Source organism: Bacillus cereus group sp. BfR-BA-01331, from assembly GCF_022663915.1.
Taxonomy (GTDB): domain Bacteria; phylum Bacillota; class Bacilli; order Bacillales; family Bacillaceae_G; genus Bacillus_A; species Bacillus_A mycoides.
Map to the genome: position 1 here is coordinate 1 of NZ_JAKUGJ010000169.1, position 384 is coordinate 384.

Consider the following 384-nt stretch of genomic DNA (forward strand, 5'->3'; position numbering starts at 1 on the left):
ATGTGGCAGTTTATCGACTATGAACAAACAGTTAACTTCTTAGAAAAAGTAGCACGCCGCTCTCGTAAGAGAAATGCAGGTATGTGTTGGGCAAGTCAGGACTTTGTTCGTATTTTAGAAAATGTAAAAGCACGTGGTATCTTGCAATCCACTTTCTCTTATTTCTTCTTAGAACAAAATAAGATCGATAAGAAAAAGATCCAAGAGAACTTTAACTTAACTGCTGGGGAGCTTGATATTATTCTCAACAACCCAGGAAAAGGAGAAGGAATCTTCCGTGTAGGAGATAGTTCGGTTTGGATTCAAACAGATCCATCAGACAAAGAAATGATGTTCATTGAATCGAATGAAGCAGTACTACAAGAGCTTTTAAATAATATGAAG

At 36.7% G+C, this 384-nt stretch carries 1 pseudogene; it reads left to right on the forward strand.

Features of this window, described 5'->3' with window-relative positions:
• Positions 1-384, forward strand: a pseudogene (locus MR155_RS31495) (hypothetical protein); the annotation flags it as partial.